The sequence below is a fragment of the Polynucleobacter bastaniensis genome (assembly GCF_018882205.1).
Classification (GTDB): Bacteria; Pseudomonadota; Gammaproteobacteria; order Burkholderiales; family Burkholderiaceae; genus Polynucleobacter; species Polynucleobacter bastaniensis.
In genome coordinates, this window is the sequence record NZ_JACVOU010000002.1 from 107,907 (window position 1) to 132,622 (window position 24,716).

A 24,716-nucleotide genomic window follows, 5' to 3' on the forward strand; every position below is an offset into this window, starting at 1 on the left:
GACAGCCCCAAGTGGGTCTTAGACAATGCCTGAGGTGGTTTGATTCAAGCCATTGCTTCCAATGACAACGACCATTTCCTCCTTCCCAGCATCTGTAAGCGCAGCCCTCGAGGCTCGGGAAATTACTTGTGTGCGCGGTGATAGGGAACTTTTCTCAGGCCTTAATCTTCAGTTATTTGCTGGGCATTGCCTCCATGTTCGCGGCGAAAATGGCGTTGGTAAAACAAGCCTCTTGCGCTTACTCACCGGTTTGGCTTCTCCTGAGTCTGGAGAGGTGCTTTGGTGTGGTCATCCCATTAAAGAACAGGCATCGGAGTATCACAGCAAACTATTATTTTTGGGTCACCGCGATGCACTAAAAGAAGACCTCAGTGCGATTGAAAATTTGAGTATGTATGCGGCGATCGATGGCATTGCGCTCTCTGAGCAAGATGCGTTTGCTAGCTTATGGCGATTTGGCCTGAAGGGGCGCGAAGATTTGCCTGTCAATTATTTATCAGCCGGACAGAAGAAACGTGTTTTGATGGCGCGCATGCTAACGCGACGGGCGCAGGTTTGGATTTTGGATGAACCCTTTAACGCCTTAGACAGCCATGCCGTGGGGGAGTTACAAGATCTGATCGTTGAGCATCTTCAGGGCAATGGCTTGGTCGTACTGACAAGTCATCAGCCCTTGGCTATTCCCGGTCTACGAGTATTGGATCTATGAACGCTTTTATCGCCATCGTCCATCGCGATCTGTTGCTAGTAATGCGTCGCAAGAGCGAGGTCCTTACTGCCTTGTTCTTCTTTGTCATTGTGACGAGCTTATTTCCATTGGGAATTGGTGCTGATACTGCCTTGCTAAGAAAGATTGCACCTGGCGTGATTTGGGTTGCGGCTTTACTCTCAACCTTGCTGGGTTTGCAGCGGATGTTTGCAGCGGATTACGCAGACGGCACCCTAGAGCAACTGGTCTTGTCCCCGAATTCATTTACCGCCTTAGTCTTTGGCAAGATCGTCGCCCATTGGCTGGTGTGTGGACTGCCCTTAGTTTTATTAGCGCCGGTGATCGGCATTCAGTTTGACTTAGATGCCCAGTCTTTAAAGGTGCTGATGGCAGCCTTATTGCTCGGAACACCTGTTTTATCATTGCTGGGCTCAGTTGGGGCGGCCCTCACTCTTGGGGTAAGGGGTGGTAGCGTATTGATGAGTTTGTTGATCTTGCCGCTCTATATTCCGGTGTTAATTTTTGGGGCAGGTGCCGTATACGCTAGCAGTGTAGGGCTCGAAATCACGGGGTATTTTTCACTGTTAGGCGCTTTATTGATTTTGGCATTAGCATTTGTACCTTGGGTCAGTGCGAGCGCTGTAAAGATTGCTATCGAATGAGTAATGTAAATAATTTATCTTCTGGTCAAGTGACAAACTGGTTCAAATTCTCGAGTCCGAGTGCTTTTTATCCGCTGGCTGGAAAAATGATTCCTTGGTTTTGGGCGCTCACCATTATTTTTGGAGTTGCCGGCTTGTGGGTGAGTTTCTTTGTGGCGCCAGTCGATGCAGTGCAAGGTCAGGGATACCGCATTATTTTTGTTCACGTACCCGTATCTTGGATGTCCATGTTCATCTATGTGGTGATGGCTGCATGGGCGGGATTAGGTCTGATATTTAATACTCGCCTATCAGCCATGATGGCTCAAGCCCTAGCTCCGATTGGAGCCTGGATGGCTTTCTTATCTCTGTGGACTGGTGCATTTTGGGGTAAGCCGATGTGGGGTGCTTGGTGGGTATGGGATGCACGCTTAACTTCGGAATTAATCCTACTTTTCTTGTATCTCGGTTTTATCGCCCTGCAGGCCTCTATTGATAATGTCCGCCGTGCCGATAAAGCAGGCGCTATCCTGGCCTTGGTAGGCGTGGTGAATGTGCCTATTATTTATTTTTCAGTGAAATGGTGGAATACCTTGCATCAAGGCGCTTCTGTTTCGCTCACTAAAGCACCAGCCATGGCCCAGACCATGCTTTGGGGGATGTTGTTAATGGCTTTATGCTTATGGATGTACTCAATTGCAGTAGGGTTAATGCGTGTGCGTGCCATCATTTTGGAGCGTGAGGCTCATACTGATTGGGTTAGGCAATTAAATGAGGTGAAGCAGTAATGTGGAATAGTTCGGCTGAATTTTTTGCCATGGGTGGTTATGCCCTCTATGTATGGTGCAGCTTTGGTGCCTGTGCTCTGGTGTTCTTATTAGAACCCCTGGCTATTCGCGCGCGCCACAAGACCATCGTACGCAGACTGCAACGTGAAGTGTTAGCGGAGCAGTTTGATCAAAAGGGCGGCAAGTGAAACCAAGACACAAGCGAGCTGCCATTATTATTGGTGCACTGATTGCCATTAGCATCGCAGCAGTATTAATTTTGAATGCCCTCAACAGCAATATTGCGCTGTATGTCACCCCGAGTGAGGTGGCTGCTGGTAAGTCGCCAGCGGGTCAAGTTTTCCGTATTGGTGGCATGGTCAAGGATGGATCGGTTAAGCGAGACGGTTTAACGGTGAACTTTGTGATTACCGATATGGTGAAAGATATTCCGGTGGCCTACACTGGCATTCTTCCGGATTTGTTTAAAGAGGGTAAGGGCGCAGTCATTCAAGGTCGCCTTGATCCAAGTGGAAAATTCGTTGCGAGTGAAGTATTGGCTAAGCATGATGAGAACTATATGCCTCCAGAGGCAAAGCATGCTTTAGAGCAGGCTCAAAAAAATGGAAATAAATAATGATTCCTGAATTTGGGCATTACGCACTCATACTGGCCTTATGTATTGCCATCATTCAGGGGACGCTTCCATTGGTCGGTGCACATCAAAGTCGCCGCGAATGGATTATGTTAGCAAGGCCGGCTGCACAAACTGTTTTCCTATTGCTTGGTATTGCATTTGTAATTTTGGCCTGGAGCTTTTACTCAAATGATTTTTCTGTTCTTTATGTAGCAGAGCACTCCAATTCACAAATGCCCGTCATTTATCGCTTAGGTGCGGTATGGGGTGGTCACGAAGGCTCCTTATTGCTCTGGGTTTTCTTACTATCGACCTGGACATTTTTAGTAGCCCTGCTTTCGAAAGCGCTAGATGAATTTATGGTGGCGCGTGTGATTGGTGTATTGGGCTTGGTGACTACCGGGCTACTGTTATTTGTGATCGCCACCTCCAATCCTTTTGAGAGACTGCTGCCAGCCGCTCAGGATGGACGATCTCTTAATCCACTCCTGCAAGATCCAGGCTTAGTGTTTCATCCGCCAATGTTGTACATGGGATATGTGGGTTTCTCAGTAGCATTTGCCTTCGCGATTGCCTCTTTGTTATCTGGACGTTTAGATGCTGCTTGGGCACGCTGGTCGCGTCCCTGGACAACGGCTGCTTGGGTATTTCTCACGCTTGGTATTGCGCTGGGTTCTTGGTGGGCTTATTACGAACTCGGTTGGGGTGGCTGGTGGTTCTGGGATCCCGTGGAGAACGCATCATTCATCCCTTGGCTGGTTGGTACGGCCTTGCTCCATTCGCTTGCGGTCACCGAAAAGCGCGGGGGCTTTAAGAGTTGGACAGTATTGTTAGCAATTACCGCTTTCTCACTATCGCTTTTGGGAACCTTCTTGGTTCGCTCTGGAGTGCTAACTTCAGTGCATGCATTCGCAACTGACCCTACACGTGGTGTCTTTATTTTGATTTTCTTGGTGCTGGTGGTGGGTTCTTCTTTAACGCTTTACGCTTGGCGGGCTCCCAAAAGCACTCTTGGCGGTAAGTTCAGCTTAACATCGCGTGAAACCTTTATCTTGCTTGGCAACGTTTTCTTGGTGGTGTCTGCTGCATCGGTACTCTTGGGCACTCTTTATCCTTTATTGATTGATGCTCTGCATTTAGGCAAGATCTCAGTAGGGCCTCCATATTTCAATAGCGTTTTCGTGCCCATCATGATTCCTTTGTTGGTGCTGATGGGAATTGGGCCTTGGACAAGTTGGAAGAACTCCAATCTCTTCGATGTGATCAAGCGCTTATGGATTGCAGCCCTAGTCGCAGTGATTGCGGCAGCCTTAATTCCGTTTGCGATGGGTGAATTTACTTGGCTCAGTAGCCTTGGTTTCTTATTGGCTTTCTGGGTGATTACTTCTGGCGTACTACAAATTATTCGCCAAGCAAAAGCAGGCAAGCCAACGCGTTCATTTATTGGTATGCAGGTAGCGCATTTGGGGATCGCAGTCTTTACGATTGGCGTCACCATGGTCGGAGCCTATCAAGAGGAAAAAGATGTGCGTATGCTTGCCGGTGAAAGCGTTAGTGTCGGCGGCTATGACATTCAGCTTCAGGGTGTAAGACCTGTTCCTGGTCCGAACTATAAAGCGATGCAAGGTACTTTCTTATTGACTCGTAATGGGAATCTGGAAGCGACGATGTACCCAGAAAAGCGTAATTATTTTTCATCGACGATGCCTATGACTGAGGCGGCGATTGATGCGAGTCTTACTAGAGATATTTATGTTTCATTGGGCGAAGAACTGGACGATAAAGCCTGGGCAGTCCGAGTGTATTACAAGCCTTTTGTTGACTGGATTTGGGGCGGTTGTGTATTGATGGCTCTAGGTGGTTTGCTGGCGATGTCCGATAAGCGCTATCGCATGAAGTTGAAGAAGGCAGCAGCATGAAAGCCAAGTTTTTAATCCCACTGATTTTGTTTGTCATTTTGGTTGGATTTTTAGCGGTAGGTTTAAATCGTGACCCACAGGAAATACCTTCCCCACTAATTGGTAAGCAGGCACCCGCCTTTGAATTGCCTCAGCTGGCAGATCCTCAAAAAATCTTTTCACCAGAGAGTATGAAAGGCAAGCCTTGGATATTGAATGTCTGGGCTTCTTGGTGTGTTGCTTGCCGTGAGGAGCACCCCGTTCTGGTTGAGCTGGGTAAATTGCAAGTGGCGCCAATTATTGGATTGGATTACAAAGATAAGCGTGACGACGCGATGGCCATGCTTGCTCGTCAAGGTAATCCGTACCTATTGTCCGCTTTTGATGCCAAGGGCCGAGTGGGCATTGATTATGGTGTCTATGGCGTTCCAGAAACCTACGTGATTGACAAGACAGGCGTTATTCGGTTTAAGCATATTGGACCGATCACGATGGAATTACTTCGTAAGAAGATCATTCCTTTGTTAGATGAGCTCAAATGATGCCCCGAAAGACGCTTCAATCACTCTTGCTCACTTTTGCCCTACTGTGTTCTATCAGTGTGTCTGCTAAGGATGCGGCACCTTTGGCTGATAACCCAGTAATAGAGCAACGTCTGATTGTGATTTCAGAAGAAATGCGCTGCCTAGTTTGTCAGAATGAATCCCTTGCAGGCTCACGCTCTGATTTGGCAAACGATTTACGCCGAGAAATTCGTATCTTGATTACTGAGGGTAAGACGGATGAGCAAATTCGGAATTTCATGGTCGAGCGTTATGGCGATTTCGTCCTATATCGTCCGCCCGTGAAGCCAATCACCTGGCTCCTATGGATAGGCCCTTTTGTAATCTTACTCGCAGGAATTATTGGCTTGATCGTATACCTGCGTCGCAGAAATCAGGCTATGCCCAGTACCACGCTAACTGAGGCAGATAATCGTCGCATTGATGCACTCCTTCAGGATGCCAAGTCCAGTTCAATAGAAAAATAACATGACTAGTTTTGTAATCTCCGCTCTTCTTTTGTTGATCCTAGTCTTGGTGCTGTTATTGCGCCCATTATTTTTTCCTGCAAAAGAATCCTCAACCTCGCGCCGTCAGATGAATGCGGCCATCTATCGGGAAGAGCTTGATAAGCTCGAGGCTGATCGCTTGGCGGGTACAGTAGATAGCCATAACTATGAGCAGACTCATGCAGAAATGCGTCAGCGGCTTTTTCAGGATACGGATGAAGCCGATGATCATGCGGTACTAGGCTCTCCTAAGAAAACCATTATTGGGATTTGTCTTTTTGTGGCAATACTCTCAGCGGGTTTCTATTTCTATCTTGGTGATGCTGCTCAGATTGCCCAGAAGAGTCCTGAGAAACCGATGACTCAAGAGTCAGTTGAAAAGATGGTTGAAGAGTTTGCGGCCAAGATGAATAAAGAACCCGACAATCTCAAAGGCTGGGCCATGCTGGCGCGCTCCTATCGGATTTTAGGTCGCAATGCTGAGGCTGCAAATGCCTACGCTCGTGCAGGCTCATTTGTTGACTCAGACCCACAATTATTGGCTGACTATGCCGATGTATTGGCAGCCAATGCGAATGGTAATTTTGCTGGTAAGCCACAGCAACTCATTAATAAGGCATTAGCCCAAGATCCAAATAATTTATTAGCCCTTTGGCTTTCTGGAACTGCCGCTTTTAATGCGCAGAACTATAAAGCCGCAGTGCAGTCTTGGGAGAAGTTATCAAAGCAATTGCCCACCGACTCCGATGAGGCGCGTGCAATCGCAGCCTCTATTGCAGAGGCACGTAGCAAGGGCGGTCTTGCACCGGCTAGTAAGCCAGTAATCAGTAATCAAAGCGCAGGCGTGACTGGACAAGTAGAGATTGCGCCAGAGCTGAAGTCTAAAATTACTGCAGGCGATTTTTTGATGGTGATTGCCCGTAAGCCAGGCGAGCGTATGCCAGTGGCGGTTCTCAAAACCCTGGTTACTGCATTCCCAATCAGCTTTGTTTTGAATGATGCTTTGTCAATGAGTCCCAATGCATTGATTTCTCAAATGCCTGAAGTGTCAGTTGAAGTGCGCATCTCCAAAACAGGAATGGCAATGCCAGAATCTGGCGATTTGATATCTGCACCGCAAACGATCAAGGTGGGCACTACAAATGCCCGCCTCATCATTGGGCAGATTAGGCCTTAATTAGCCTCGACCAACAAATGGCATATTACTTGCCATGATAGTCATCGACAGAATATTGCTTTCTAATGGCAGTTGAGCCATCTGCAGGACGGCTTGCCCAACATGATCAACGTCCATGAGTGGCTCAACCTTTTTTGAGCCATCTGGCTGCAAAATGCCTGCAGCCATAGGGATAGTCATTTCAGTACCAGCATTACCTATATCGATCTGACCACAGGTAATATTAAATTGACGACCATCTAATGCAATAGATTTAGTCAATCCAGTCATGGCATGTTTAGTGGCGGTGTATGGGGCAGACATCGGCCGGGGCGCATGCGCAGAGATCGAGCCATTATTAATAATTCGGCCACCCTGCGGCGACTGAGCCTTCATCATGCGGATAGCCTCTTGAGCGCATAGGAAAGCGCCGCAGAGATTGGCATTAACTACATTCATCCACTGTTCGTAGCTCAGCTCTTCCATGGGAATTGCTGGCGCTCCCATGCCGGCATTATTAAAGAGTACGTCAATCCGTCCAAACTGTTTTTGGATTTCTGCAAATAATTTCTTTACTTGCTCTGGTTTACCGACGTCACAGCTAACTGCGAGACAGTTTTGGCTGTTCCCACCAATGTCGTGAATGGCTACATTCAGCTTCTCTAGATTTCGACCGGTCAGAGCAACCTTAAATCCACCTCCCAAGAGTGCTTTTGCTGCGGCCTTCCCGATACCCGTTCCAGCGCCTGTGACCAGGGCTACTTTGTTGGCGGGTGAATTCATGATTGTCCTAATGGTTCTTTAAAACCCCCATCTTATCCTGAAATAATCGAATCAATTCATTCCACTCTAGATCCTTAGGCTAGGGGCATAATGACAAAAACAAGCGGAATTTTTATGAACTTTATACGCAAAAATATCTATAACCCTATTGCAGTTGGCATAGCCTTTTTGGGTCTAGTGGCCTTGCTGTTTGCCACGCTCTGGGTGCTCGTACCACCTCCACCGAGATCGATTGAATTGGCTACTGGTTTCCCAACCGGCCTGTACCAGCAGTTTGGTGAAAAGCTCCAAAGTGAGCTTGCCCAGGAGGGTATTTCGCTTAAGCTAAGAACCACTGGTGGAACAAGTGATAACTTGGCGCTACTAAAGGATCCACACTCTGGCGTTGACTTTGCCATGGTTCAGGGTGGCGTAGCAGACTTGTCCAAGTACCCTGATTTTATTTCTATCGCTGGCGTGTTTTATGAGCCGGTATGGGTTTGGTATAGAGGGTCTAGTTTTCCAAGTGAATCGGGGCAATTGGGTTTATTGAGTCAGTTAAAAGGTAAACGAGTATCCATCGGCAATGAAGGTAGTGGCACGCTATCCCTGACCTCTCAGTTACTTGCGGCAAGTGGATTGAGTCTGAGCGATCTTCGTGCTGAAAAATTAAAACCACTGGATGCATTAGAGAAGTTTAAAAAAGGGGAGCTAGATGCTGTATTTTTAGTAAGTGCTGCAGAGGCTCCTGTAGTCAAAAAATTTTACGAAACTCCCGGCATTCGCTTAATGAACTTTGAGCAGGCTGAAGCTTACGTTCACTTATTCCCTTTTCTCTCAAAAGTAACAGTGCCACGCGGCGTCGTTAGTATTGCCTATGATCTTCCGCGTCAAGATATTCAGGTACTTGCTGCAACAGCTACCTTGGTGGGTAAGAATGACATTAGTCCTGCTTTGGTAACACTGTTGCTGAGCTCTACCTACGATATTTTAAAAACGTATTCCTACATACAAAAGCCGGGAGAGTTTCCATCGGGAACTGGGCTTGATTTTCCTTTGCATGTTGATGCTGAAATCTATCTAAAGGATGGCCCATCTTTCCTGCATCGCTACCTCCCTTTCTGGACGGCAGTATGGATTGGACGCTTCGCTAAAATTGTGATTCCGCTTCTAGTGATTCTAGTTCCCTTATTTACCTATATTCCTGCAGCTAAAAGCTTACTCTTACGATTGAAGTTATCCCAGGTATATGAGGAACTTAAGGGGGTAGAAAGAAATGCATCTAATCCAGATTTAAAAGAAAAGAACCTCAAGGATTTGGAAAATATTGAGCGCAGGATTAGCAATATTAAAATTTCCATGCTAGATGCAAAAGAGTTGTATGACTTAAAAGGTCACGTGGGGGAAGTGCGCAGCCGTTTGAACCTGTATTCCTAAATGGATTGGTATGCGCCTAAAATAAACCCATGACTCTTTCCAACCTTTTACCCCCACTAACGCCCGCTAAGGATTTAGTTCAATCTTTACGAGATAATGGTTTTGCAGTTGTCTCTGCTCAGGATGTAGCGCAAATTGCCCATGTGGGTCTTGATCAGCTTCGGAATCTCACTCACTTCTGGGAAGGCTTGCCCAGAGATCCCTACCTTAAGGATGGTGGACGGTATCGCTTTCGCCGCCATTCAAGCTTTGAGATCAAGGGAGCAACTTTGGCTAGCGTGCCGCATCGTGCCCACTGGCAGTCTGTCAATTACAACGCCCTGCATGGCGGTATCGAGCGTTGGTTTGAGCCTTCTCAAACTGAGCTCACTAGCAATCCTGCTTGGCATGCTCTTTTGTTGGGGCTGACTCATATTCTGGATGGCGTTAAGCAGGTAAACACTTGGTTTATAGAAGCTCACCAATTTCGGATTGATACGACGGATGGTATTGGGCGACCAACACCTGAGGGAGCGCATCGTGATGGCGTTGATTTTGTAGCTGTCTTTTTAATCAATCGAGTCGATGTCAAGGGTGGCGAGACCCGAATTTTTAGTGCAACCGGCTCTACTGGTTTGCGATTTACCCTCTCTGAGCCTTGGTCTTTATTGCTGATGAATGATGAAAGAATGATTCATGAATCTACCCCCATTCAGCCCTTAGGGCAGTACGGCCATAGAGATACATTGGTACTCACTTTCCGCTCGAATGGCTTTCAGGATTCTCCAAGCAGTAGTCAGCAGTAAGTTCTGATGCGATTAAAGCCTGCTAGTTACACACCCCTGATGCTGATGGCGCAAACTTGTGCGCTATTGGGTTTTGCCTGTTACGCGGTGGTGTTAACGACATTACAAGATGAATGGCATCTGAGTAATTTGCAGTCTGGCCTCATTGCTAGCGCCTTCTTCTTTGGCTATATGCTGATGGTCCCATTAGCAACCGCTCTCACCGATCGCGTTGATGCAAAAAAAGTCTATCTCGTAGGCGGTCTTTCAGCGACCTGTGGATTACTTGGTATGGGCCTCTTTGCCTATAACTTCTGGACCGCCTTAATATTTATGGCGCTCAATGGCATCGGTTTAGCGGGTACGTATATGCCTGGCTTAAAAATTCTGTCAGATCGTATTAAAACCGGCGAGCTGACCCGCCATATTGCTTTCTATACTGCATTCTTTGGTATTGGCACTGGCTTCTCTTATCTGTGCTCTGGTTGGATCTTAAATAGCTTAGGCTGGCGCTATGTTTTTGGAATCATCGCCCTAGGTCCACTCACTGCTTTGTTGATTGTGCTTTTATTTATTCCAGCACTCGCCCATGAAAAGTGGCACGGTCCAATACGCATTCGCTTACACGATATTTTTCCGGTGGATAAGTGGCGCTTAGTCTTGCAAGATAAAACAGCCTCAGGATTTATCTTTGGCTATACCGCCCACTCCATCGAATTATTTGCTTGCCGTAGCTGGATCGTGGCCTTTTTTGGTTTCTGTGCCATTGTGACAGGCGACCCCTTTCTATTAACTGCAACTACTCTTGCGGGTGTGATTAATTTCTTTGGCGTTCCTGCATCCATTATTGGAAACGAGATTGCCTTGAGAATGGGGCGCCAAAAATGGATTTTCTTTGTCATGCTATCTAGCGCAGTATTTGGAGTGGCGCTCGCCTGGTCAACAGGACAATCTTGGTGGTTGATTATTACTTTGGCAGTAGGGCATACGATTTTTATCATGGCCGATTCTTCCACCTTAACTGCAGGCTTAGTCATTAGCGCGAAAGAAAATATTAAAGGCGCTGCCATGGGGCTCCACTCCCTGATGGGCTTTGGAGGCGGGTTATTGGGGCCAGCTATTTTTGGTTTTGTGCTGGATTTAACTGGCTCACGTACTTCACAAATATCTTGGGTCTGGGCCTATGCTGCGGTAGTAATCTGGGGTGTACTGTTTGTTTTGTATGAGCGCCGCAATGGATGGGTTAGTGGATCTATCACCCGCCAGTCATGATTCATTCATGAACTCTAGCCTGCCAAGCAATAGCTGTTATCACTGTGGCAGCTTTATTCTTCCGAATGATTCTTACGAGCTTGAGCTTGCCGGCATCAATAGAAAATTCTGTTGCGCTGGTTGCATAGCCATTGCGCAAACAATTCATGGTGAAGGCCTAGAGGTGTTCTATGCACGGCGTGCACAGTCAAGCGATAAGCCTGCAGCCTACCTTGCCTCAAGTGAAATTCCTGACAGTCTGGCTCCCTACGACGATCCTTCTTTGCTCGGTAGATATACTCGGCCGAGTAGTGATGAAGCTTATTTAGAGACCACTCTACGATTGGAGAAGATTCGGTGCGCTGCTTGTGTGTGGTTATGTGAGCAACACTTGCGACGTATCCCTGGTGTCAAGGATGTACAGATTAATTATGTCAGTCAAAAGGTCAAGGTGGAGTTTTCCCCTGAGAAAACTAGTCTTGCTCGCTTACTCTTTGAGATAGAGCGCATTGGTTACGAGGCGTGGCCTTTTGAGCCCTCACTCTCTATTGAAAAGTCTAAAAAAGAACGTCGTCAATTACTTACTAGACTGGGGGTTGCATTGCTGGGCATGATGCAAGTCATGATGTATGCCTGGCCATCGTATGTGGGCGATAGTGATATTACGGTGGAGTATGACCTGCTATTGGGCTGGACTAGCTGGGCGCTCACGGTTCCAGTAATGACTTATTCAGCAGGCCCCATTTTCCGAGCAGCTTGGCGGAGCATTGCTTCATTTCGGCAAACGCATATATTGGGTATGGATGTGCCGATTGCTTTAGCACTAGCTCTAGCATTTAGTGCAGGAACTGTAAATCTTGTCACAGGTTCGGGTCAAGGTTATTTTGATTCCATCACTATGTTTGTCGCCTTTATTTTGGCGGCACGCTACGTAGAATTATTGGCACGACAAGATGCGCAGGGTGGAGCAGAGGCCCTAGCAAAACAATTGCCAGCTACGTGTGAGAGAGTGCCAAACTATCCCACGTCTTTGCAAGTTGAAATTGTCCCGGTAGTGAACTGCAATCCTGGCGAAGTGATTTGCATTCCTCCAGGTGATGTGGTTCCAGCTGACGGTATTGTGATTGAGTATGAGAGCTCTTTAGATGAGTCACTGCTGACCGGTGAATCCAAGCCGATTGATAAGAGGATTGGTGATCGGGTGTATGCAGGTACGCACAATATTCTCAATCCGATATTGATCAAAATTGATGCTGTAGGCCAGTCTACTCGTATTGCAGGTATCGCCTCATTACTAGATCAAGCATTGCAAGCCAAGCCTGTCATGGTGAGTCTCGCAGAAAAGTGGGCTGGATATTTTGTAGGCTTTTTGTTGATAGTTGCTTTTTTATCATCAGCAATCTGGTACTACGTCGACCCTAGTAGGGCTTGGACTGTTTTGGTCTCAGTACTGGTCGCTAGTTGCCCTTGCGCTCTATCTCTTGCCGTACCAACAGCGATGGCTGCAGCTCAAGGGGCTGTAACAAAGCTAGGTCTCTTGATTGTGCGTGGCCATGTACTAGAAGGTTTGGTCAAAGCGACGGACTTGGTGCTAGATAAGACTGGTACTCTCACTATGGGTCAACCAGAATTAAAAGAAGTCCTAGTTGCTCGCTCGGAGTTTTCCAGAGCAGATGTATTGAGAATTGCTGCGTCCATGGAGATGGGTCAAAAACATCCCCTTGCGCTATCACTGTTGCGTGCCGCAGAAGCTGACAATCTTTTGCTAAGTCCTTTGCCTGAGGCGATTATTAATCAATTGGGCAAAGGCTTGAGCTCAGGTATTTATCGCCTAGGTAGTGCTGCATGGGTGGGTGCTCAGCAGATTGCGCAAGAGGGTCAGTATGGACAAGTGCATCTAGCGGATAACAAAGGCTTGATTGCGAGCTTTCTGTTTTTAGATACTCCAAGAGCGGGACTGGAGAAGTTGTTAGCTGCAGCGCGGTCTCGCAAGATAGCAGTCCATTTGGTTTCAGGAGATGATGAAGTAACGGTGGCATGGTGGGCCAACCATGTTGGTATCAATCAGTTCAAAGCTGCTTGCTCTCCAGAAGATAAGTACCGCTATATTGAGAGCCTGCAAAATCAGGGTCGTGTTGTTTGGGCCATTGGTGATGGGATTAACGACGCCCCTTTATTGGCGCGGGCTGATATTTCGATTGCGGTCGGAGCGGGTGCGCCCCTCGCTACAGCTGGTGCAGACGCGATTTTGACCGCAAGTTCTTTAGCTCCATTAGCCAAATCGCTCTTACTGGCTGATAAAGCGCAGCGAGTTATTAAAGAAAACTTGATTTGGGCGCTAGTCTATAACTTGCTAGCTATCCCCGCAGCAATGATGGGTTGGGTCAACCCTTGGGTTGCCGGCATTGGCATGTCCTTATCCTCCCTAGCGGTCACATTAAATGCCTGGCGCCTCAGAAAGGCCTAGACTAGAGAGATGGAAAGCCTTTTTCTACTAATCCCCATTTCCTTGCTTTTAATCGGACTCCTAGCTTGGATTTTCTTTTGGTCTGTGAGAGCAGGTCAATTTGATGATCTAGAGGGTCCAGGGGAGGCGATTTTGATGGATGACGATACGCCTCAATCTAAAAATAGGAGTGATGGCTATAAAAAATAACTCTATTTTTTTAAGTGGCTAGGAAATACAAGCAACTCATTCGAGTTGCAATTAACGTAAATGCACGCATCCTTTTTGATATAGATCAAAACGACCTATTCGGCTTACTTTGATAATGAATCCAGTCTATTTGGATTATGTCGCTGCTAGGTCACAAAAAAGGAGAAACCATGGGACTTACCGTGGGGAGCAATCAAGATACCTTCAATTACAAGGTTATAAGCCAATTTGCCATCGTTACGGTACTTTGGGGAATTGTGGGTATGCTCGTAGGAGTGGTCCTCGCTGCACAGCTGATTTGGCCTGACATCACTTTTAATATTCCCTGGTTAAGTTACGGTCGCTTACGTCCATTGCATACTAACGCAGTCATTTTTGCATTCGGTGGGTCGGCTTTATTTGCGACGTCTTATTACATCGTGCAGCGCACATGCCAGGCAAGACTCTTTTGCGACAAACTAGCGGCCTTTACCTTCTGGGGTTGGCAGGCTGTCATTGTGTTGGCAGCAGTAACTTTGCCGTTGGGCATTTCAACTTCTAAAGAGTATGCAGAGCTAGAGTGGCCAATTGATATCCTGATCACCTTGGTTTGGGTTGCCTATGCTGTGGTGTTTTTTAGCACCATCATGAAACGCAAAACAAAGCATATTTATGTTTCTAATTGGTTCTTTGGCGCGTATATCCTGACTATTGCCATTCTGCATATTTTTAATAATTTAGAAATACCAGCAAGCATGTGGAAATCCTATTCCGCATATGCTGGTGTGCAAGATGCGATGGTGCAGTGGTGGTATGGCCACAATGCAGTTGGCTTCTTCTTAACGACCAGCTTCTTAGGCATGATGTATTACTTCATTCCTAAGCAAGCAGAGCGCCCAATCTATTCATATCGCTTATCTATCGTCCACTTTTGGGCTTTGAACTTTACCTACATGTGGGCAGGTCCCCATCATCTACAGCACACCTCCTTGCCTGACTGGACTCAGTCGCTTGGTACTGTGTTCTCCATTATTTTATTGGCTCCATCATGGGGCGGCATGATTAACGGCATCATGACTTTATCTGGTGCTTGGTTTAAATTGCGCACCGATCCCATCTTAAAATTCTTGGTAGTGGCACTGTCTTTCTACGGTATGTCTACGTTTGAGGGTTCAATGATGTCTATCAAGACTGTAAATAGCTTGTCGCATTACACCGACTGGACTATTGGCCACGTTCATTCAGGTGCTCTTGGGTGGGTTGCCATGATTACGATTGGCTCTCTGTACTACCTCATCCCCCGTTTAGTTGGGCAGAAAGATATGTATAGCACCCGCTTGATTGAGGTACATTTCTGGATCGCTACGATCGGTGTCGTGCTGTATATCGCTGCGATGTGGATTGCTGGAGTAATGCAAGGCTTGATGTGGAGAGCGTTTGAACCAGACGGTACATTGACTTATAGCTTTGTTGAGTCTGTAAAAGCCACATATCCATTTTATGTGATTCGTTTATTAGGTGGCCTCTGTTACTTAAGCGGCATGTTCTTAATGGCATATAACGTTTACAAGACAGTGATTGGTAAAACATTTGTCAATCCCCCCATTCCGCAAACATCTGCAGCTGCTCACTAAGGGGAAGAAAAATGTCTAGCGAAAATAAATTCTTTTCCCACGGAACGCTTGAGAAAAATGTTGGCTGGTTAATTGTTGCCACCATTATTGTGGTGTCGATTGCTGGTTTAGTTCAAATCGTCCCTCTATTTTTTCAGCACACTACAACTGAACCGAGCCCTGGTGTAGTGCCATACACCGCATTACGTTTAGCTGGCCGCGATATCTACCAGCGCGAAGGTTGCGTTGGCTGTCACTCGCAGCAGATCCGTACATTGCGCTCAGAGGTAGAGCGTTACGGCCCTTACTCTTTGGCTGGTGAATCCGTATTCGATCGCCCATTCTTGTGGGGTAGCAAGCGCACAGGCCCTGACTTAGCTCGGGTTGGCGCTCGTTACTCAGATGATTGGCATCGTATTCACTTGCGTAATCCGCGTGATGTAGTGCCTGAATCCAATATGCCGGGATATCCTTGGTTACAGAAGAGTGCTGCCGACGCTTCCTCAATTCAATCTCATATGGTGGCAATGCGTCGTTTGGGCGTTCCTTACACCGATGAAATGATTACAGAAGCACCTAAGGAGTTAGAAGGCAAGACTGAAGAGGATGCCTTGATTGCCTACCTACAAGGTTTGGGCATCAATCGTCGCTACATCATGGTCGATGAAGTTGTTGCGAAATAAGTCAAATGGAACAGATCACAGCTTATCTCTCCGCTTTTTCAACCGTCATTGGACTCGCCTTTTTTATAGGGATTGTTTGGTGGGCTTGGTCTCCAGGTAGAAAGTCTGCCAATAAAGAATCAGCCGAACTTCCATTTGATCTCCCAGATGAATTTAGTAAGGATAAATCATGAGTGACTTTTTTAATAGCGCTTGGAGTAATTACATCGCGCTAGTTTCATTGGTCGGTATTGTTTGGTGTATCTGGCTTCTGGCTTCACAGCGTAAGGCCAAGGTAATCCATACAGCAGATGGTGCAGTAGCAGATACAGGTCATGTTTGGGATGGCGATTTGCGTGAACTCAATAATCCATTGCCACGCTGGTGGGCTTGGATGTTCCTACTGTCTTGCATCTTTGCCTTGGTCTACCTAGTTTTATTTCCAGGCTTGGGCGCATTTCCAGGGGTGGTTGGCTACACCACGGACGGCGCTTTAATGAGCTCTATGACAGAAGCAAATGATGAGTTAAAGCCTGTATACGCTAAATATGTAAAGATGGATATTGAGGAAGTTGCCGCAGATCCCAAGGCGCGTCAAATGGGCCAACGTTTGTTCTTAAACTCCTGTGCTCAGTGCCATGGTTCAGATGCGGGCGGCTCTAAAGGCTTTCCAAATTTAACCGATGGTGACTGGCTCTATGGCGGATCTCCTGAAAATATTAAGACTACCCTCATTAACGGGCGTAATGGAGTGATGCCTGCATATGGACATCTCGAATCTGTACAGATTGTGGATTTAGCTAACTACGTTCGCAGTTTGTCTGGCTTACCTGCTGATGATGCAAAAGTCGCTCGTGGCGCAGAATTATTTAAAGCCAATTGCGTGGCTTGTCATGGTGTGGAGGGTAAAGGCAACATTGCCATGGGAGCGCCTAACCTGACTGATAAGACTTGGCTTTATGGTGGATCAGAAGCAACTATTGTAGAGACTCTGACTAAAGGCCGCATGGCTATGATGCCGTCTCAAGATAAAGTGTTGAGCCCTGAAAAAATTCATCTTCTAACGGCTTATGTTTGGGGTTTGTCTAACAACAAGACAGCTGCAGCCAAGTAATCAGTGTCAAATCATTCGCCGGCAGGCAAGCCTATTCCTATAGATGTGATTGAGGAATCTCTTTATGAGATCCGGCGAAAGATATATCCACGATCTGTTAGTGGCTTATTTGCTCGCTGGCGCCTCATCTTAGTAATTGCAACGCAATTATTGTTTTATGGCCTTCCTTGGATTACTTGGAATGATCGTCAAGCAGTACTCTTCGATCTAATTCAGCGTAAGTTTTATATCTTTGGTCTCGTACTATGGCCGCAGGATGTAATTTATCTGACGCTCCTGTTAATTCTCTCTGCATTAGCCCTCTTTTTATTTACCGCTATTGCGGGTAGATTATTTTGTGGCTACGCTTGTCCCCAAACTGTCTATACCGAAATTTTTATGTGGATCGAGCGTAAAGTTGAGGGTGATCGTTTTGCTCGGATTCGCTTAGATGGTCAAGAGTGGCCTTGGAATATTCATAAGTGGCGTCTCAAGATTACTAAGCATTTCCTGTGGCTCCTAATTGCTTTTTGGACCGGGTTTACTTTTATTGGTTATTTCACCCCAATTGAAACGCTCAGCGCTGCAATCCTACATTTTTCCTTGGGCCCATGGCAAACCTTTTGGTTATGTTTCTACAGCTTTGCAACTTGGGGTAATGCGGGTTTCATGCGCGAGCAAGTCTGTAAATATATGTGCCCTTATGCACGCTTTCAAAGTGTGATGGTAGATAAAGATACTTTCTTGGTTACCTACGATAAGGTACGTGGCGAGCCACGCGGGAGTCGTAACAAGTCAGCCGATCTTGCAACTCTCGGTCTTGGCGATTGCGTAGATTGCAGTATTTGTGTGCAAGTTTGCCCAACTGGCATTGATATTCGTGATGGTCTGCAATATATGTGTATTGGATGTGGCGCCTGTATTGATGCTTGCGATCAAGTAATGGAAAAGGTGGATTATCCAAAGGGTTTGATTCGCTATACAACTGAGCGTGCCATTGAAGAAAAAGAAACCAATCAGAGTGCAATACGTCATATCTTGCGACCACGTGTTTTGATCTACATTGCCTTTATTACCGTACTTACCAGCGCCTTCTTAATCTCATTGCTTACCCGAAATCCATTGAGGGTTGATGTAATGCGTGATCGTGGAGCATTGGCTCGCGAGGTCGATGGCGTACGTATTGAAAATATCTATCGCATTCAGATCATGAATGCATCAGAAAATAATATGAAAGTACAGCTTAAGGCAAGCGGCTTATCAGATTTAAGAATACTCAATTCTCAGGGAGAGCTGGTCACGGAGATTGCTGTAGGCCCAGCCAGCAACCTATTGATTCCAGTTAAAGTAAGTACTACTGTAGGTGTGCATGAGCCTGGTAATTACCCAATTCACTTTGATGTGATTGGTCAAGAGCTATCTGGTAGCGAGTTAATCATCAGGACTCGCGATGAAAAATCGAGTTTTATTATTCCCCGCTAAGCTATATAGCGAAAGATAGAAAGAGGATAAATATGTCAGAACATGAAGCTCATAAGCCTTGGTTTAAACAGCTCTGGCCTTGGCTACTAATTAGTGGTCCAGCAGTTGCCGCCATTGCTTGTGTGATTACTATTTATTTGGCGGTTAATCTCTATTCAGATAAGTCAGTGCGAGATGGTGTGGTGAAGCGTGGGCTTAAAGTGGAGCAGCTTAAAGTAGAGCAGGACCGCAAATGAAGTACCGTCTATTCATCTGGATTATGTGGCCTTCATTTTTGGTCTCCATCTTGGCTGAAGGTCTACTCTTTAGCATTGTGCATCCTGCTGAGTTGTTATTTTTTGGTCATCACCCCAATATCTCTGATGAGGGTATTTACACCATCGGATTTTTTGTTATCTGGATCTTTTGCTCATTTTCGAGCGCGCTTACAGCCTATATTCTGCCGGGGATTAATCCTGATACTAAGAACTCAGACAAAAGCTTAATATAGATTTCAATTAGCGCATGGCTTGATCTGCACCGTTCGCTCAGGGTTTGGGATGCCGGCTAGTTGATATAGTCCGTCCATATCAATCAGCTTGATATGACGCTGTTTAATTTGAATCATTCCTGACTCGGCAAAGCGTGAGAGCATCCGGCTCACGGTTTCAATCTGTATGCCAAGATAGCTACCAATTTCCACTCGACTCATACGCAAATCAAATTCATTATTGAGATAACCTCGTGCAGCTAGGCGCTGAGAAAGATTCAGCAGGAAGGTGGCTAAACGCTCCTCTGCACGCAAACTGCCCAGTGAGAGTAGATGACGTTGATCTTGTGTGAGCTCTCGACTCAGAATGCGGTGAAATTGCTTTTGGAGTTCTGGAATTTGACGTGCTAAGTCCTCAAATGCCTCATAGCGAATAATGCAAACCTCACTGTCCTCCAGAGCAACCGCTTCAGATTGATAGCTACCCTCTCCGATACCATCAAGCCCTAAGATCTCGCCAGGTAGATGAAAGCCGATAACTTGTTGACGCCCATCTTCTAAACCATACTCAGTTTTGAGGGTGCCAAAACGAATACTATAGACCGCAGAAAGTGGATCACCATGGCGGTAGAGACTCTCACCTTTCTTCAGGTAAACCCGCTCTTTTACGAGGGTGTCAATCTTGGCAATGTCGGATGAGCTAACACCTACTGGCAAGCAAAACTGACCCAGTACACAGACTGAGCATTTGCCACTGGGCACATCCGAGTTGGTGTAATTCATATTAGATCAGTTTATTCTACTCGGATAATGTTCAATTTTAATATTTCCTTGCAATGCTGACTGCTAGTCTTCTATTGGCGGTCTTCTTGGGCGCTTTAGTCAGTGGGTGGCACTGCGCTTTGATGTGTGGCGGTATTGCTGCGGCAGTTGAGCGTCAAGGTAACTCCAGTGGAGTGATTTATACCCCACTACAAAGTAAGTCTGAACTCTTTTATCTTCAGCTCATCATGCACTCTGGACGTTTGATGACCTATGCTTTGCTCGGCGGCCTAGCTGCTTGGGCAGGCGCAATTCTTTGGCAGCAAAATATCGTGCCTATTCAGCGCCCTTTGTTTGCCATTACATCACTCCTTTTGTTAGTAATGGGCTTGCGTCTTTTACGTCCGAGGTCAAGTAGTCCTCTGTTACTTGGAAAGTGGCTTGGTGCACGAGTGGCTACTTATTGGGCTCAATATTTAGGGAGTTTCACAGGCCCTTCATCTCGCTGGTTTAGTGGGATGGTATGGGGTCTTGTTCCCTGTGGTTTGGTCTACAGTGTTTTACCGCTCGCCTTTTTGTCGGGGGATATCCTAACAGGCGCAGCCCTCATGCTGGCGTTTGGCTTAGGTACCTTGCCTAATTTATTGCTGATCTCAAAATTTTCAGCGGTCTTGGCACAACTGAGTCAATATCCTGCGGTGAGATACGTTGCTGCAGGACTTTTGTTGTCGGCCGCATTATTTGGACTTTATCGTGCCTGGTCTTTACCAGAAGCCCTACTTCAAGGTGGTTTTTGTATTAGTTAATGGGATTGCTGATGGCTTTAGCGATGCCATGCTGTAGGTCTGGGTAGATGCAATCGACAGGCAGGCGCTCTAAGAGACCTGCTCGAGTGGCCATCTCGTAAGGTTGATGAGCTAGTCCACAAATCATGAGTGTGATATTGCGATTTTTACAAACAGCTTCAAGTTCAAGCACGGCATCCATTCCAGAAACGTCGATGTAGATCACATTCTTGAGGTCAAGTATCAATACTTTTGAGGGAAGTTCATTTTCAATGCTCTCCAGAATTTTGACTGCACCGAAAAAGATAGCGCCATAAATTCGGAATGCAGCAATCCTTCCCTGATACTGCTTTAGCTCTGGAAAATCAATGAGATTGACTGGTTCATAGCGCGACAAACTTGAGATGCGATAGATGAAGGTAATAAATGCTAGCAGTAAGCCCACTTGTATTGCGACAGTAAGATCTAGCACGATCGTCAGAAAAAATACGCTCAACATGGTTAAGCGATAAGGCAGACGAAATTGTTTGAGGTCTGCAAACTTTCTCCATTCGCCCATATTCCATGCAACAAACATGAGGATGGCAGCGAGGCTAGCTAAAGGAATATTTTTTGCGAGCGGGGCTCCAAATAAAATAATCAGTAGCAAGGTTGCCGAGTGAACGACCCCAGCAATTGGGGTGCTTCCTCCGCTTTGTATATTGGTCACCGTTCTGGCAATGGTTCCTGTAGCTGGCATGCCACCAAAGAATGGGGTGACTACATTGGCAATACCTTGAGCCATTAGCTCTTGATTGGACTCATGACGATCATGAATGAGTCCATCGGCAATTCGGGCACACAGTAGTGACTCAATCGCCCCAAGAAGGGCGAGAGTAATGGCAGGTGCCATTACGAATTGAGTGGTACTCCAACTAATAGGGATCCATTCAAAACTCGGTAGACCAGAGGGGATGCCGCCAAAACGACTCCCGATAGTATCTACCGGTAGATTAAATGCACTCGTCACTATGGTAGCCGCAGCCATGGCAATGACGGTGCCCGGTAGATGATTAAGGTGTCCTAGCTGTTTTTGAAAGACTCTCCAGATAATTAAAAAGGCGAGAGTTCCGATTGATAGCATGAGCGCGACAGGATTAGCGGTGTCGGCAGCTGCATACAGAGTTTGGACTGCTTGAAAAAACTCTGCAGGCATTTTGGCAATTTGAAGACCAAAAAATTCTTTTACTTGAGATAGGGCGATTAATACAGCAATGCCGTTAGTAAAACCAATAATGACCGCTATCGGAATAAAGCGAATTAATGTCCCTAAGCGAAAGAGACCCATTAGAAATAAAAAGACTCCAGACATGACAGTCGCTAGAAGCAAATTGGCAACGCCATAGTGCTCAACAATTCCGTAAACGATGACGATGAATGCGCCAGCCGGCCCACCAATTTGCACGCGACTGCCACCCAAGACGGAAATGAATCCACCGGCAATGATGGCGGTAAAGATGCCTGCTTCTGGTTTGAGTCCGCTAGCAATCGCAAATGCCATTGCTAAAGGTAGTGCAACTACTCCAACCGTGATGCCCGCCAATATATCTTTGCTTAAAAGGGCCCCGTTATAGCCCTGAAAGGTGTCGAGTAGTTTGGGGTGAAAAAAACGCATATGTGAAAGGCTCTTAAGCCATCCGATTGCCAACCCAGTAGGCAATCGTTGCGGATAGTGCAGTAACAGCAGAACCCCAGGCAATGTCTACAAATGCCAGGCGCATGGGAAAGTCGCGAATCACTGCAAGATTAGTGAGATCGTAAGTCATATAACAAAAGAAACCAAATAGGGCGCCAAACTGCGCCGCATACATCCAGGACTGTTTTGAAATCGCTGGAAAGATTACGAAAATCGATGCCCCAAGAGCATATAAGAGATAAAAAGCTAGTCCTGCCCACAATTTTGGCTCGCTAGCCATGAGGGAGCCCATCTCATCACGATAAAGATTTCTGGCGATGCCAAGCAGCCAAATCAAATCAATAATGATCAGTGTTAAGAGGAACGAAAAATACACTGCAAAGTACTTGAGCAATTTAGTTTCCTTTTTTATGGTTTTACATTTGAATAATAAAGACTATGATGGAATGAAAGGTATTAGGGTTAATTTAACAGGAGTTAAATATGTTTAAGCACTTATTAGTACCAGTCGATGGTTCAGATGTGAGTAAAAAGTCCTTAAAAAAGGTGGCTGAGCTTGCAAAAGCTGATAAAGCTGCGGTGACACTGGTTTATGTTTCTGATCCAATGCCACCAATGGTTTACTCCGATAGCTCTATGGGCTACGGAATTTCTCAAAAAGACCATAAGAAGGTCTGCGAAGCTTATGCCGCAGATGTCTTTAAAAAGGCTTCTCTGCTATTGGGTGCTAGCGTAAAAGCAAGCACTCTTCATATCCCTAATAGCAATTTATCAGAGGGTATTTTGGATGGTGCCAAGAAAGCAAAAGCCGACGTGATTGTGATGGCCTCACATAAGCGTACTGGTATTAAGAGTGTCTTACTAGGTAGCGAAACGCACGAGGTGATTGTGCATTCCAAGATACCGGTATTGGTACTTGCTTAAGAACTAGCGCATCAAAAAGTAAAGGGGTCCAATGGGCCCCTTTTTCAATGACTGATTTAAATCTCTCAGTTAATCAGTGTTGTACCTAGCAATAGAATTTCTCGGGTTAGTAAGCCACTATCGCTATCGCGCATATTCCATAAATCTAGCTGGGTTTTTACGGCATAGGGATCAACATAAACCCCATCTTTTCTTAATTCAAAATGGAGATGGGGGCCGGTGGAGCGTCCAGTTGATCCAACATAGCCAATCTCAAGGCCACGCCGTACTTCATTGCCCACTTCTAGTTCTGCGTTGTAGCTACTCAAGTGGGCATAGTAAGTGCGGTAGTTACCGGGATGCTCAAGAATGATGAGATTGCCAAACGCGCCGCTATAGCCCAAATGCACTACCTTGCCTGTGGCTACGCTAAAGATTGGTGTCCCAATTGGCGCAGAATAATCAATTCCCATATGGGTGCGATATCTTTGTTTGGGAGCGGCAACAATAGCGCTACCGTTCTTTGGTGGCGCAGCTTTTTTGCTAGATGCTCTTACACTACCAACCCCACGGGAGATGCGTCGATAGCTTAGGGGATTGGTCCAGAAAGTACGTTCAATCGATTCTCCGCTGGAAGTATAAAAGCCTCCAGGGATGTCGCTTCTTTCGACCCAAAAAGCGCTTGCAAATACTTCGCTGGAGGACGGTTCAATGATTTCCACTGCCCAGATTTGAGCCCATCGCTCCTTATCACCAAAGTCTACAATCAGACGAACAACGCTATTTGTATTTTCAAGCGTATTATTTTCTTCGGGGTAAATTTGTTTGATGATGGAGTTCAGTTCCCAAACCAGTTCAACGGGTAATTTATCCCCCACTTTTTTGGGATCATATAAAACAGCACTCAGAGGAAATTGGATTTCCGTAAAGCGTTTAGACTCATCTCTGAGGTAGTCCTGTTGGATTAAGAAACTGCCTGCTGCTGATGGCGTAAAAGTCCAAATCTCAGTCTTAGCATCCTGTAGTGGGCCATTCATGATGCTTAAGGATTCGAAGCGGTTACGGTTACCGAGGGCCAATGCATAAGGAATGCAATTGCCCCGCATCCGATTAAAAAAACCTTTAGTTTGAGATTTGAAAAAATCATTGAATTCTCGGTTTTCTAAACCCAGATTGGTCGGAAGATTCTCTTCGTTAAAGCTACGACGTAGGCAACCACGTTGGACGCGATAGTCTAGATTCGCACCACTTTCATTACTATCTGCACTCTCAATCCGTTTAAATAACTCAGGATTTAAGTTCATACTTTTACTGGAGCGATTGAGTGAATTTTCTTTCAGCTTAATGCCGGCCTGCTTATTATTAGTGCCGACCGCTTTTTGCTTTACCTGAGGGGTTTTGTTAGCTTTATTCGTTGGACTTGCTTGTTGAGCTTGCGCACTAGAAACCAGCACGATCAGAGAGAGTCCAACAACGCTGATGACGTTTCTCAATAAGTGAGGTAATTGGCTCGCTATTTTTTTCACCGCTCAATTATCCAATATTGTTGCCCAGCCCCCCATTT

At 46.2% G+C, this 24,716-nt stretch carries 28 protein-coding genes; 23 read left to right on the top strand and 5 right to left on the bottom strand.

All coding sequences use genetic code 11. The features are described from left to right. Positions 1-61 precede the first annotated feature (61 nt). From ccmA to ccmI, 9 genes are read left to right on the top strand one after another with little or no spacing between them, the layout of a single operon-like run. Entirely contained in the window at positions 62-709 is a 648-nt protein-coding gene (gene ccmA / locus ICN22_RS03630) for a cytochrome c biogenesis heme-transporting ATPase CcmA (RefSeq protein WP_216168937.1), read from the top strand. Beyond that, positions 706-1,371, top strand: coding sequence for a heme exporter protein CcmB (gene ccmB, locus ICN22_RS03635; RefSeq protein ID WP_216168938.1), 666 nt, complete (start codon positions 706-708; stop codon positions 1,369-1,371). The genes ccmA and ccmB overlap by 4 nt, the downstream gene beginning before the upstream one ends. Further along, positions 1,368-2,138, top strand: coding sequence for a heme ABC transporter permease CcmC (gene ccmC, locus ICN22_RS03640; protein WP_216168939.1), 771 nt, complete (start codon positions 1,368-1,370; stop codon positions 2,136-2,138). Before ccmB ends, ccmC begins: the two co-directional genes overlap by 4 nt. After that, positions 2,138-2,326: a heme exporter protein CcmD gene (gene ccmD, locus ICN22_RS03645; RefSeq protein ID WP_216168940.1), complete on the top strand. Its 189-nt coding sequence runs from the start codon at positions 2,138-2,140 to the stop codon at positions 2,324-2,326. The genes ccmC and ccmD overlap by 1 nt, the downstream gene beginning before the upstream one ends. Continuing rightward, entirely contained in the window at positions 2,323-2,754 is a 432-nt protein-coding gene (gene ccmE, locus ICN22_RS03650; protein ID WP_216168941.1) for a cytochrome c maturation protein CcmE, read from the top strand. Before ccmD ends, ccmE begins: the two co-directional genes overlap by 4 nt. After that, positions 2,754-4,673, top strand: a complete 1,920-nt coding sequence (locus ICN22_RS03655) for a heme lyase CcmF/NrfE family subunit (RefSeq protein WP_216168942.1) — start codon at positions 2,754-2,756, stop codon at positions 4,671-4,673. Before ccmE ends, ICN22_RS03655 begins: the two co-directional genes overlap by 1 nt. Continuing rightward, entirely contained in the window at positions 4,670-5,194 is a 525-nt protein-coding gene (locus ICN22_RS03660; protein WP_216168943.1) for a DsbE family thiol:disulfide interchange protein, read from the top strand. Before ICN22_RS03655 ends, ICN22_RS03660 begins: the two co-directional genes overlap by 4 nt. Further along, positions 5,191-5,682: a cytochrome c-type biogenesis protein gene (locus tag ICN22_RS03665; RefSeq protein WP_255533824.1), complete on the top strand. Its 492-nt coding sequence runs from the start codon at positions 5,191-5,193 to the stop codon at positions 5,680-5,682. Before ICN22_RS03660 ends, ICN22_RS03665 begins: the two co-directional genes overlap by 4 nt. A 1-nt stretch (position 5,683) precedes the next feature. Then, positions 5,684-6,880 (top strand): c-type cytochrome biogenesis protein CcmI, encoded by a 1,197-nt coding sequence (gene ccmI / locus ICN22_RS03670; RefSeq protein WP_216168944.1) that lies wholly within the window; start codon positions 5,684-5,686, stop codon positions 6,878-6,880. Here ccmI and ICN22_RS03675 read toward each other — a convergent pair whose 3' ends face one another. Beyond that, positions 6,881-7,642: an SDR family oxidoreductase gene (locus ICN22_RS03675; protein WP_216168945.1), complete on the bottom strand. Its 762-nt coding sequence runs from the start codon at positions 7,640-7,642 to the stop codon at positions 6,881-6,883. A 114-nt stretch (positions 7,643-7,756) separates the two neighbouring features. On the opposite strand from ICN22_RS03675, the gene ICN22_RS03680 reads away from it, so the two are divergent. From ICN22_RS03680 to ICN22_RS03735, 12 genes are all read left to right on the top strand, one after another. Further along, complete coding sequence (locus ICN22_RS03680; protein ID WP_216168946.1) at positions 7,757-9,058, top strand: TAXI family TRAP transporter solute-binding subunit; 1,302 nt, start codon at positions 7,757-7,759, stop codon at positions 9,056-9,058. A 29-nt stretch (positions 9,059-9,087) separates the two neighbouring features. Next, entirely contained in the window at positions 9,088-9,843 is a 756-nt protein-coding gene (locus ICN22_RS03685) for a 2OG-Fe dioxygenase family protein (RefSeq protein ID WP_216168947.1), read from the top strand. A 6-nt stretch (positions 9,844-9,849) separates the two neighbouring features. After that, on the top strand, positions 9,850-11,094 hold the full coding sequence (locus ICN22_RS03690) for an MFS transporter (protein ID WP_216168948.1): 1,245 nt from the start codon (positions 9,850-9,852) through the stop codon (positions 11,092-11,094). Beyond that, on the top strand, positions 11,045-13,540 hold the full coding sequence (locus ICN22_RS03695; protein ID WP_255533825.1) for a heavy metal translocating P-type ATPase: 2,496 nt from the start codon (positions 11,045-11,047) through the stop codon (positions 13,538-13,540). The genes ICN22_RS03690 and ICN22_RS03695 overlap by 50 nt, the downstream gene beginning before the upstream one ends. Before the next feature lie 9 nt (positions 13,541-13,549). Next, entirely contained in the window at positions 13,550-13,729 is a 180-nt protein-coding gene (ccoS, locus tag ICN22_RS03700) for a cbb3-type cytochrome oxidase assembly protein CcoS (RefSeq protein WP_216168949.1), read from the top strand. Positions 13,730-13,899: 170 nt separating this feature from the next. Next, positions 13,900-15,342, top strand: a complete 1,443-nt coding sequence (ccoN, locus tag ICN22_RS03705) for a cytochrome-c oxidase, cbb3-type subunit I (protein ID WP_216168950.1) — start codon at positions 13,900-13,902, stop codon at positions 15,340-15,342. An 11-nt stretch (positions 15,343-15,353) separates the two neighbouring features. Then, positions 15,354-16,004, top strand: a complete 651-nt coding sequence (gene ccoO / locus ICN22_RS03710) for a cytochrome-c oxidase, cbb3-type subunit II (RefSeq protein WP_216168951.1) — start codon at positions 15,354-15,356, stop codon at positions 16,002-16,004. A 5-nt stretch (positions 16,005-16,009) separates the two neighbouring features. Further along, a complete protein-coding gene (locus ICN22_RS03715; protein WP_216863476.1) occupies positions 16,010-16,177 on the top strand; it encodes a cbb3-type cytochrome oxidase subunit 3 in 168 nt (55 codons plus the stop codon). Then, positions 16,174-17,097, top strand: a complete 924-nt coding sequence (gene ccoP / locus ICN22_RS03720; RefSeq protein WP_216168952.1) for a cytochrome-c oxidase, cbb3-type subunit III — start codon at positions 16,174-16,176, stop codon at positions 17,095-17,097. Before ICN22_RS03715 ends, ccoP begins: the two co-directional genes overlap by 4 nt. A gap of 3 nt (positions 17,098-17,100) precedes the next feature. Continuing rightward, positions 17,101-18,558, top strand: a complete 1,458-nt coding sequence (gene ccoG / locus ICN22_RS03725) for a cytochrome c oxidase accessory protein CcoG (protein ID WP_216168953.1) — start codon at positions 17,101-17,103, stop codon at positions 18,556-18,558. A 32-nt stretch (positions 18,559-18,590) separates the two neighbouring features. After that, complete coding sequence (locus ICN22_RS03730; RefSeq protein WP_216168954.1) at positions 18,591-18,794, top strand: FixH family protein; 204 nt, start codon at positions 18,591-18,593, stop codon at positions 18,792-18,794. Beyond that, the gene (locus ICN22_RS03735) at positions 18,791-19,048 is read left to right on the top strand and encodes a hypothetical protein (protein ID WP_216168955.1); all 258 of its coding nucleotides are present in this window, start codon (positions 18,791-18,793) and stop codon (positions 19,046-19,048) included. Before ICN22_RS03730 ends, ICN22_RS03735 begins: the two co-directional genes overlap by 4 nt. 3 nt (positions 19,049-19,051) lie before the next feature. Here the strand turns inward: ICN22_RS03735 and ICN22_RS03740 are convergent, their stop codons facing one another. Further along, a complete protein-coding gene (locus tag ICN22_RS03740) occupies positions 19,052-19,810 on the bottom strand; it encodes a helix-turn-helix domain-containing protein (RefSeq protein ID WP_216168956.1) in 759 nt (252 codons plus the stop codon). Between the two features lie 53 nt (positions 19,811-19,863). Here ICN22_RS03740 and ICN22_RS03745 point away from each other — a divergent pair, with 53 nt between their 5' ends. Then, positions 19,864-20,595: a sulfite exporter TauE/SafE family protein gene (locus ICN22_RS03745; RefSeq protein ID WP_216168957.1), complete on the top strand. Its 732-nt coding sequence runs from the start codon at positions 19,864-19,866 to the stop codon at positions 20,593-20,595. Here ICN22_RS03745 and ICN22_RS03750 read toward each other — a convergent pair. Then, the gene (locus ICN22_RS03750) at positions 20,588-22,228 is read right to left on the bottom strand and encodes a SulP family inorganic anion transporter (protein ID WP_216168958.1); all 1,641 of its coding nucleotides are present in this window, start codon (positions 22,226-22,228) and stop codon (positions 20,588-20,590) included. The genes ICN22_RS03745 and ICN22_RS03750 overlap by 8 nt on opposite strands. 13 nt (positions 22,229-22,241) lie before the next feature. Further along, a complete protein-coding gene (locus ICN22_RS03755; RefSeq protein ID WP_369411567.1) occupies positions 22,242-22,625 on the bottom strand; it encodes a DUF2177 family protein in 384 nt (127 codons plus the stop codon). Positions 22,626-22,732: 107 nt separating this feature from the next. On the opposite strand from ICN22_RS03755, the gene ICN22_RS03760 reads away from it, so the two are divergent. Further along, positions 22,733-23,173, top strand: coding sequence for a universal stress protein (locus ICN22_RS03760; RefSeq protein WP_216168960.1), 441 nt, complete (start codon positions 22,733-22,735; stop codon positions 23,171-23,173). A gap of 65 nt (positions 23,174-23,238) precedes the next feature. On the opposite strand, the gene ICN22_RS03765 is transcribed toward ICN22_RS03760, so the two are convergent. After that, positions 23,239-24,678, bottom strand: coding sequence for a M23 family metallopeptidase (locus ICN22_RS03765; RefSeq protein ID WP_369411562.1), 1,440 nt, complete (start codon positions 24,676-24,678; stop codon positions 23,239-23,241). Positions 24,679-24,716 lie beyond the last annotated feature (38 nt).

Excerpts from the sequence above, each read along its gene's own strand:
- ccmD (WP_216168940.1), top strand. The coding sequence starts at position 2,138 with ATGTGGAATAGTTCGGCTGAATTTTTTGCCATGGGTGGTTATGCCCTC.
- ICN22_RS03760 (WP_216168960.1), top strand. The coding sequence starts at position 22,733 with ATGTTTAAGCACTTATTAGTACCAGTCGATGGTTCAGATGTGAGTAAA.
- ccoO (WP_216168951.1), top strand. The coding sequence starts at position 15,354 with ATGTCTAGCGAAAATAAATTCTTTTCCCACGGAACGCTTGAGAAAAAT.
- ccoS (WP_216168949.1), top strand. The coding sequence starts at position 13,550 with ATGGAAAGCCTTTTTCTACTAATCCCCATTTCCTTGCTTTTAATCGGA.
- ICN22_RS03680 (WP_216168946.1), top strand. The coding sequence starts at position 7,757 with ATGAACTTTATACGCAAAAATATCTATAACCCTATTGCAGTTGGCATA.
- ICN22_RS03685 (WP_216168947.1), top strand. The coding sequence starts at position 9,088 with ATGACTCTTTCCAACCTTTTACCCCCACTAACGCCCGCTAAGGATTTA.
- ICN22_RS03695 (WP_255533825.1), top strand. The coding sequence starts at position 11,045 with ATGAGCGCCGCAATGGATGGGTTAGTGGATCTATCACCCGCCAGTCAT.
- ICN22_RS03660 (WP_216168943.1), top strand. The coding sequence starts at position 4,670 with ATGAAAGCCAAGTTTTTAATCCCACTGATTTTGTTTGTCATTTTGGTT.
- ICN22_RS03715 (WP_216863476.1), top strand. The coding sequence starts at position 16,010 with ATGGAACAGATCACAGCTTATCTCTCCGCTTTTTCAACCGTCATTGGA.
- ccoN (WP_216168950.1), top strand. The coding sequence starts at position 13,900 with ATGGGACTTACCGTGGGGAGCAATCAAGATACCTTCAATTACAAGGTT.
- ccoP (WP_216168952.1), top strand. The coding sequence starts at position 16,174 with ATGAGTGACTTTTTTAATAGCGCTTGGAGTAATTACATCGCGCTAGTT.
- ICN22_RS03690 (WP_216168948.1), top strand. The coding sequence starts at position 9,850 with ATGCGATTAAAGCCTGCTAGTTACACACCCCTGATGCTGATGGCGCAA.
- ICN22_RS03745 (WP_216168957.1), top strand. The coding sequence starts at position 19,864 with ATGCTGACTGCTAGTCTTCTATTGGCGGTCTTCTTGGGCGCTTTAGTC.
- ICN22_RS03740 (WP_216168956.1), bottom strand. The coding sequence starts at position 19,810 with ATGAATTACACCAACTCGGATGTGCCCAGTGGCAAATGCTCAGTCTGT.
- ICN22_RS03730 (WP_216168954.1), top strand. The coding sequence starts at position 18,591 with ATGTCAGAACATGAAGCTCATAAGCCTTGGTTTAAACAGCTCTGGCCT.
- ICN22_RS03655 (WP_216168942.1), top strand. The coding sequence starts at position 2,754 with ATGATTCCTGAATTTGGGCATTACGCACTCATACTGGCCTTATGTATT.
- ccmC (WP_216168939.1), top strand. The coding sequence starts at position 1,368 with ATGAGTAATGTAAATAATTTATCTTCTGGTCAAGTGACAAACTGGTTC.
- ICN22_RS03665 (WP_255533824.1), top strand. The coding sequence starts at position 5,191 with ATGATGCCCCGAAAGACGCTTCAATCACTCTTGCTCACTTTTGCCCTA.
- ccmB (WP_216168938.1), top strand. The coding sequence starts at position 706 with ATGAACGCTTTTATCGCCATCGTCCATCGCGATCTGTTGCTAGTAATG.
- ccmA (WP_216168937.1), top strand. The coding sequence starts at position 62 with ATGACAACGACCATTTCCTCCTTCCCAGCATCTGTAAGCGCAGCCCTC.
- ICN22_RS03675 (WP_216168945.1), bottom strand. The coding sequence starts at position 7,642 with ATGAATTCACCCGCCAACAAAGTAGCCCTGGTCACAGGCGCTGGAACG.
- ICN22_RS03750 (WP_216168958.1), bottom strand. The coding sequence starts at position 22,228 with ATGCGTTTTTTTCACCCCAAACTACTCGACACCTTTCAGGGCTATAAC.
- ICN22_RS03735 (WP_216168955.1), top strand. The coding sequence starts at position 18,791 with ATGAAGTACCGTCTATTCATCTGGATTATGTGGCCTTCATTTTTGGTC.
- ccmI (WP_216168944.1), top strand. The coding sequence starts at position 5,684 with ATGACTAGTTTTGTAATCTCCGCTCTTCTTTTGTTGATCCTAGTCTTG.